The following is a 7,246-nucleotide window of genomic DNA, read 5'->3' on the forward strand; positions in this document are numbered from 1 at the left end:
CCATGGCAGAGTTGACAATCTCGGCTGACGACATCCAGAGCGCTGTCGAGGAGTACGTAGGCTCCTTTACCTCCGACACCTCCCGCGAGGAAGTCGGTACCGTCGTCGACGCCGGGGACGGCATCGCGCACGTCGAAGGTTTGCCGTCGGTCATGACCCAGGAGCTGCTCGAGTTCCCGGGCGGGGTGCTCGGGGTCGCACTGAACCTCGACGAGCACAGCGTCGGCGCGGTGATCCTGGGTGAGTTCGAGAAAATCGAAGAAGGCCAACAGGTCAAGCGCACCGGCGAAGTGTTGTCGGTCCCGGTCGGCGACGCGTTCCTGGGCCGGGTTGTCAACCCGCTGGGCCAGCCGATCGACGGGCGCGGTGACATCGACACCGACGTGCGGCGCGCGCTGGAAATCCAGGCGCCGTCGGTGGTGCAGCGTCAAGGCGTGAAAGAGCCGCTGCAGACCGGAATCAAAGCTATCGACGCGATGACCCCGATCGGCCGCGGCCAGCGTCAGCTGATCATCGGCGACCGCAAGACCGGCAAGACCGCGGTCTGCATCGACACCATCCTCAACCAGCGGCAGAACTGGGAGTCGGGCGACGAGCGCAAGCAGGCGCGTTGCGTATACGTCGCCATCGGGCAGAAGGGGACCACCATCGCGGCCGTCCGCCGTGCTCTGGAAGAAGGCGGCGCGATGGACTACACCACCATCGTCGCGGCGCCCGCCTCAGACTCCGCCGGCTTCAAATGGCTTGCGCCCTACACCGGTTCGGCGATCGCCCAGCACTGGATGTATGACGGCAAGCACGTGCTGATCGTTTTCGACGATTTGAGCAAGCAGGCCGAGGCGTACCGCGCGATCTCCTTGCTGCTGCGCCGCCCCCCGGGTCGCGAGGCCTACCCGGGCGACGTGTTCTACCTGCACTCGCGGCTGCTGGAGCGTTGCGCGAAGCTTTCCGACGACCTGGGCGGCGGCTCGCTGACGGGGCTGCCGATCATCGAGACGAAGGCCAACGACATCTCGGCCTACATCCCCACCAACGTCATCTCGATCACCGATGGGCAGTGCTTCCTCGAGTCCGACCTGTTCAACCAGGGTGTCCGGCCGGCCATCAACGTCGGCGTCTCGGTGTCCCGCGTTGGCGGCGCGGCACAGATCAAGGCCATGAAGGAGGTCGCGGGTTCGCTGCGTCTCGACCTGTCGCAGTACCGCGAACTGGAATCGTTCGCGGCCTTCGCTTCCGACCTGGACGCCACGTCCAAGGCACAGCTGGATCGCGGCGAACGGCTGGTCGAACTGCTCAAGCAACGGCAGTACCAGCCCATGCCGGTCGAGGAGCAGGTGGTCTCGATCTTCCTGGGCACCGGCGGCCACCTGGATTCCGTGCCCGTTGAGGACGTCAGGCGCTTCGAAACCGAGCTGCTGGACCACATGCGGGCCTCCGAGGAGAAATTCCTGGCCGGGATCCGCGACAGCCAGAAGCTCTCCGAAGAGGGCGAGAACCAACTCACCGAGATCATCAAGCATTTCAAGAAGGGCTTCGCGGCCAGCGACGGCGGGTCGGTGGTCCCCGACGAGCACGTCGAGCCGATGGAAGAGGAGGAGCTGGAAAAGGAGTCGGTGCAAGTCAAAAAGGAGAAGCCGAAGGATCAGAAGGAATCCAAGGACTCCAAGAAGGACTCCGGTAAGGACAAGAAGTAGCTAACGATGGCTGCCACACTTCGCGAATTACGCGGCCGCATTCGGTCGGCCGGGTCGATCAAAAAGATCACCAAGGCTCAGGAGATGATCGCGACATCGCGCATCGGTAAGGCGCAGACTCGCCTGGAATCCGCACGGCCGTACGCATTGCAGATCACCTCGACGCTGACCACCCTGTCCGCCGAAGCCGCCCTGGATCACCCCTTGCTGGTCGAGCGGGCAGAACCGAAGCGGGCCGGCGTCCTGGTGGTGTCCTCCGACCGCGGTTTGTGTGGTGCGTACAACTCCAGCGTCTTCCGTCGCTCCGAGGAGCTGTTCTCCCTGCTGCGGGAGGAAGGAAAGACGCCGGTTCTGTACACGGTGGGCCGTAAAGCGCTGAACTACTTCAAATTCCGCAACTGGGACATCACCGATTCGTGGACTGGATTCTCCGAGCAACCCAAGTACGAAAACGCCGCGGAGATCGGGTCCACCTTGGTCGACACTTTCATGATGGGTGCCGGCGACGACGAGTCGGGGGACGACGAGGGCGACCAGGGTGTTGATGAACTGCACATCGTCTACTCGGAGTTCAAGTCGATGATGTCGCAGACGGCGGTGGCCCACCGCATCGCTCCGCTGGTGGTGGAGTACGTCGAGGAAGAGCCCGAACTGCACACCCTGTATTCGTTTGAGCCGGATGCGACGACGCTGTTCGAAGCGTTGCTGCCGCGCTACCTGACCACCCGTGTCTACGCGGCGCTATTGGAGGCCGCGGCATCGGAGCTGGCTTCCCGCCAACGTGCGATGAAGTCGGCCACCGACAACGCAGACGATTTGATCAAGGATCTGACGCTGATGGCGAACCGCGAGCGGCAGGCCCAGATCACCCAGGAGATCAGCGAAATCGTCGGCGGCGCAAACGCACTCGCCGACGCTAAGTAGCACCACGAGGAAGAAGAAACATGACTGCCACTGACGAGAAGACCAAAGACGGCGGGAAGTCCGGGAACTCCGACACCAACGGCCGCGTGGTACGGGTTACCGGGCCCGTCGTCGACGTCGAGTTCCCGCGCGGCTCCGTCCCGGACCTGTTCAACGCGCTGAACGCCGACATCACCTTCGAGGAGCTCAAGAAGACCCTCACGCTCGAGGTTGCGCAGCACCTGGGCGACAACCTGGTGCGCACCATTTCGCTGCAGCCCACCGACGGCCTGGTGCGGGGCGTCGAGGTAACCGACAGCGGCAACTCGATCTCGGTGCCGGTCGGTGAGGGCGTCAAGGGCCATGTCTTCAATGCCCTCGGGTACTGCCTCGACAAGCCGGGATACGGAGAAGAGTTCGACCACTGGTCGATTCACCGCAAGCCGCCGGCGTTCGAAGAGCTCGAGCCCCGCACCGAGATGCTGGAGACCGGCCTCAAGGTCGTGGACCTGCTCACCCCGTACGTGCGTGGTGGCAAGATCGCGCTGTTCGGCGGCGCCGGCGTCGGCAAGACGGTGCTCATCCAGGAGATGATCAACCGTATTGCCCGAAACTTCGGTGGGACTTCGGTTTTCGCCGGGGTGGGGGAGCGCACCCGCGAGGGCAACGACCTATGGGTCGAGCTCAAGGAAGCCGACGTGCTCAAGGACACCGCCCTGGTGTTCGGTCAGATGGACGAGCCGCCCGGCACCCGTATGCGAGTGGCGCTGTCGGCGCTGACGATGGCCGAATGGTTCCGCGACGAGGCGGGCCAGGACGTTCTGCTGTTCATCGACAACATCTTCCGGTTCACCCAGGCGGGATCCGAGGTGTCGACCCTGCTCGGTCGTATGCCGTCGGCGGTGGGATACCAGCCCACCCTGGCCGACGAGATGGGCGAGCTGCAGGAGCGGATCACCTCGACGCGGGGCCGCTCGATTACGTCGATGCAAGCGGTGTACGTGCCTGCCGACGACTACACCGACCCGGCGCCGGCGACGACGTTCGCACACCTGGACGCCACCACGGAGCTGTCGCGTGCGGTGTTCTCCAAGGGCATCTTCCCCGCCGTCGATCCGCTGGCGTCGAGCTCGACGATCCTCGACCCGGGTGTCGTCGGTGACGAGCACTACCGCGTGGCGCAGGAAGTCATCCGAATCCTGCAGCGCTACAAGGACCTTCAGGACATCATCGCCATTCTGGGTATCGATGAGTTGTCGGAAGAGGACAAGCAGCTGGTGCAGCGCGCCCGGCGCATCGAGCGGTTCCTCTCGCAGAACATGATGGCGGCCGAACAGTTCACCGGTCAGCCGGGTTCGACGGTGCCGCTGAAGGAGACCATCGAGGCGTTCGACAAGCTGTCCAAGGGCGACTTCGACCACATACCCGAGCAGGCCTTCTTCCTGATCGGCGGGCTCGACGACTTGGCCAAGAAAGCCGAAAGCTTCGGCGCCAAGCTGGATTCCTGAGGTTGAGTCGAAAGGCGTTGTGGCATGGCGGAATTGAATGTTGAGATCGTCGCCGTCGACCGAAAGATCTGGTCGGGCGAGGCGACGTTCCTGTTCACCCGCACCACCGTCGGCGAAATCGGCATCCTGCCCCGCCACATCCCGTTGGTGGCGCAACTGGTCGACGACGCCATGGTGCGCGTCGAGCGGGAAGGCGAAGACGATCTGCGGATCGCGGTGGACGGCGGCTTCCTGTCGGTAACCGAGGAGACCGTCACCGTTCTTGCCGAGTCAGCGGAGTTCGAGTCGGAGATCGACGAGGCCGCCGCGAAGGAAGATTCGGAGTCCGACGATCCCCGCATCGCCGCGAGGGGCCGCGCCAGACTGCGCGCCGTCGGCGCGATCGACTGACCGCCGATGAGCGCGCCCATGGTCGGCATGGTCGTGCTCGTCGTCCTGTTAGCGGCGGCCGTCGTTGGGTTGAGTTATCGGTTGTGGAAGCTGCGCCAGGGTGGAACGGCGGGAATCATGCGGGACATCCCCGCGGTGGGTGGGCACGGCTGGCGGCACGGCGTGATCCGCTACCGGGGCGGCGAGGCGGCGTTCTACCGGTTGTCCAGCCTGCGTTTGTGGCCCGATCGTCGGCTTAGCCGGCGCGGTGTGGAGATCGTGGCCCGGCGTGCGCCGCGTGGCGACGAGTTCGACATCATGACCGACGAGATCGTGGTCCTAGAACTGCGTGACACGACGCAGGACCGCAGGTCGGGTTATGAGCTCGCGTTGGATCAGGGCGCGTTGACCGCGTTCTTGTCGTGGCTGGAATCCCGCCCGTCGCCGCGCGCGCGTCGTCGCAGCGTCTGATCGTCTATAACCTAAGGAGCCGAGCCGATTAGCCGCTCGTGTCAGCTTGCGCGCCGCCGCCGGGTTTCCAGAGCACGTCGCCGTCGGGGTTGGCCACCCGCGACAGGATGAAAAGCAGATCCGAGAGCCGGTTGAGGTATTTCGCCGGCAGCACGTTGACGCCCTCGGGGTGGGAATCGACCGCGGCCCACGCCGACCGCTCGGCCCGCCGCACCACTGTGCGAGCGACGTGCAGCAGAGCCGACAACGGCGAACCGCCTGGTAGCACAAAGGAATTCAATGCTGCTAACGGCTCGTTGTATGTGTCGCACCACTTTTCGAGCCGGTCGACGTAGGCCTGGGTTACGCGCAGCGGAGGGTATTCGGGGTTTTCCACGACGGGGGTAGACAGATCGGCGCCGGCGTCGAACAGGTCATTCTGGATCTGCCGCAAGACGTCCGCGATTTCCTTGTCCGGCTGACCCAGGGCGATCGCCACGCCGATCGCCGAGTTGGCCTCGTCGCAGTCGGCGTATGCCACCAGCCGTGCGTCGTTTTTCGAGACCCGCGAGAAGTCGCTCAATCCCGTGGTCCCATCGTCGCCGGTTCGCGTATAGATGCGGGTCAGATGTATCGCCATGAGCAAAACGGTACTCGGCGGACCGCCTCGGCTGACTGACAAGGCGCCACCCGCTTCACTACACTGACGCCCGTGTCCGAGCGATTCGTGGTGACCGGCGGCAACCGGTTGTCAGGCGAAGTCGCTGTCGGAGGCGCCAAGAACAGCGTGCTCAAGCTCATGGCCGCGACGCTGCTGGCTGAAGGCACCAGCACCATCACCAATTGCCCCGACATCCTCGACGTGCCGCTGATGGCGGAGGTCTTGCGCGGTCTGGGCGCGACCGTCGAACTCGACGGCGACACCGCGCGAATCACCTCGCCCGACGAACCGAAGTACGACGCCGACTTCGCGGCGGTACGCCAGTTCCGGGCCTCGGTCTGCGTGCTGGGGCCGCTGGTCGGGCGATGCAAGCGGGCCAGGGTCGCGTTGCCCGGTGGTGACGCGATCGGATCGCGTCCGCTGGACATGCATCAGGCGGGTCTGCGGCAGCTGGGCGCGCACTGCAACATCGAGCACGGATGCGTGGTGGCGCAAGCGGACGCGCTGCGTGGCGCGGAGATTCAGTTGGAGTTTCCCTCGGTGGGGGCTACCGAGAACATCCTGATGGCCGCCGTCGTCGCCGAGGGTGTCACCACGATTCACAATGCCGCGCGGGAACCCGACGTGGTCGATCTGTGCACGATGTTGAACCAGATGGGCGCGCAGGTCGAAGGCGCCGGGTCGCCGACGATGACCATCACCGGCGTTCCGCGCCTTCATCCCACCGAGCACCGGGTGATCGGGGACCGCATCGTCGCGGCCACCTGGGGCATCGCCGCCGCTATGACTCGTGGGGACATCTCGGTGACGGGCGTTGACCCGGCGCATCTTCAGGTGGTGCTGCACAAATTGCACGACGCCGGCGCGACGGTCACCCAGACGGACAGCAGCTTCCGCGTGACCCAGTACGAGCGTCCGAAGGCGGTCAACGTTGCCACGTTGCCGTTCCCCGGTTTCCCTACGGACCTGCAGCCGATGGCGATCGCCCTGGCGTCGATCGCCGACGGCACCTCGATGATCACGGAGAACGTTTTCGAAGCGCGCTTCCGCTTCGTCGAAGAGATGATCCGGCTCGGCGCGGACGCTCGCACCGACGGCCACCACGCCGTGGTGCGCGGCCTGCCGCAACTTTCCAGCGCCCCGGTGTGGTGCTCGGACATCCGCGCCGGCGCCGGCCTGGTGCTTGCGGGGCTGGTCGCGGACGGCGACACCGAGGTGCACGACGTCTTCCACATCGACCGCGGCTACCCGCTGTTCGTGGAGAACCTGGCCATTTTGGGAGCCGAGATCGAACGGGTAGAGTAGTCGGAAGTTGTTGCCCAACAGGCGCGGTCGCCACTTGAAGCCGACCGAAACCGGGGCTTGACTCCTCTGCCGGACTTATATTAAGCTGGCAGGGTTGCCCCGAAGCGGGCGAAAACAAGCGTGAGTGTTGTTTGAGAACTCAATAGTGTGTTTGGTGTTTTTATTTTTGTTGTTGTTTTTTGACCATACTTTGCACCCCCCGTGTGTGGGTATGGTCGTTTTTTGATGCCAGAGTATTGGCGTCTTGTCAGGTATCTCTGATTGTAAATTCACCTCGTTATCGAGGGGTTTTTGTTTGGAGAGTTTGATCCTGGCTCAGGACGAACGCTGGCGGCGTGCTTAACACATGCAAGTCG

At 64.3% G+C, this 7,246-nt stretch carries 7 protein-coding genes and 1 rRNA gene; 7 read left to right on the forward strand and 1 reads right to left on the reverse strand.

The window, feature by feature from the left end:
• The first annotated feature begins 2 nt into the window (after positions 1–2).
• From atpA to A5736_RS23075, 5 genes are read left to right on the forward strand one after another with little or no spacing between them, the layout of a single operon-like run.
• Positions 3–1,694: a F0F1 ATP synthase subunit alpha gene (gene atpA, locus A5736_RS23055; protein ID WP_076248813.1), complete on the forward strand. Its 1,692-nt coding sequence runs from the start codon at positions 3–5 to the stop codon at positions 1,692–1,694.
• 6 nt (positions 1,695–1,700) lie between these two features.
• Positions 1,701–2,618 (forward strand): F0F1 ATP synthase subunit gamma, encoded by a 918-nt coding sequence (locus A5736_RS23060; RefSeq protein ID WP_076248815.1) that lies wholly within the window; start codon positions 1,701–1,703, stop codon positions 2,616–2,618.
• Between the two features lie 20 nt (positions 2,619–2,638).
• Positions 2,639–4,105 carry a F0F1 ATP synthase subunit beta gene (gene atpD / locus A5736_RS23065; RefSeq protein ID WP_076127016.1) on the forward strand — a complete coding sequence of 489 codons (1,467 nt, stop codon included), beginning with the start codon at positions 2,639–2,641 and terminating at the stop codon, positions 4,103–4,105.
• 24 nt (positions 4,106–4,129) lie between these two features.
• Positions 4,130–4,495 carry a F0F1 ATP synthase subunit epsilon gene (locus A5736_RS23070; RefSeq protein ID WP_076060295.1) on the forward strand — a complete coding sequence of 122 codons (366 nt, stop codon included), beginning with the start codon at positions 4,130–4,132 and terminating at the stop codon, positions 4,493–4,495.
• Positions 4,496–4,501: 6 nt separating this feature from the next.
• Positions 4,502–4,945, forward strand: coding sequence for a DUF2550 domain-containing protein (locus tag A5736_RS23075; protein ID WP_076127018.1), 444 nt, complete (start codon positions 4,502–4,504; stop codon positions 4,943–4,945).
• Positions 4,946–4,973: 28 nt separating this feature from the next.
• Here the strand turns inward: A5736_RS23075 and A5736_RS23080 are convergent, their stop codons facing one another.
• Complete coding sequence (locus tag A5736_RS23080) at positions 4,974–5,564, reverse strand: cob(I)yrinic acid a,c-diamide adenosyltransferase (RefSeq protein ID WP_076248817.1); 591 nt, start codon at positions 5,562–5,564, stop codon at positions 4,974–4,976.
• Between the two features lie 72 nt (positions 5,565–5,636).
• Here A5736_RS23080 and murA point away from each other — a divergent pair, with 72 nt between their 5' ends.
• The gene (murA, locus tag A5736_RS23085; protein WP_076060299.1) at positions 5,637–6,890 is read left to right on the forward strand and encodes a UDP-N-acetylglucosamine 1-carboxyvinyltransferase; all 1,254 of its coding nucleotides are present in this window, start codon (positions 5,637–5,639) and stop codon (positions 6,888–6,890) included.
• A 292-nt stretch (positions 6,891–7,182) separates the two neighbouring features.
• Positions 7,183–7,246: ribosomal RNA gene (locus tag A5736_RS23090) — 16S ribosomal RNA — on the forward strand; the annotation flags it as partial.

Origin of the sequence: Mycobacterium sp. SP-6446 (genome assembly GCF_001954045.1) — a bacterium.
Taxonomy (GTDB): Bacteria; Actinomycetota; Actinomycetes; order Mycobacteriales; family Mycobacteriaceae; genus Mycobacterium.

Bases quoted from the DNA above. Each gene is read 5' to 3' on its own strand.
- A5736_RS23075 (WP_076127018.1), top strand. From the start codon at position 4,502: ATGAGCGCGCCCATGGTCGGCATGGTCGTGCTCGTCGTCCTGTTAGCG.
- A5736_RS23060 (WP_076248815.1), top strand. From the start codon at position 1,701: ATGGCTGCCACACTTCGCGAATTACGCGGCCGCATTCGGTCGGCCGGG.
- atpD (WP_076127016.1), top strand. From the start codon at position 2,639: ATGACTGCCACTGACGAGAAGACCAAAGACGGCGGGAAGTCCGGGAAC.
- A5736_RS23070 (WP_076060295.1), top strand. From the start codon at position 4,130: ATGGCGGAATTGAATGTTGAGATCGTCGCCGTCGACCGAAAGATCTGG.
- atpA (WP_076248813.1), top strand. From the start codon at position 3: ATGGCAGAGTTGACAATCTCGGCTGACGACATCCAGAGCGCTGTCGAG.
- A5736_RS23080 (WP_076248817.1), bottom strand. From the start codon at position 5,564: ATGGCGATACATCTGACCCGCATCTATACGCGAACCGGCGACGATGGG.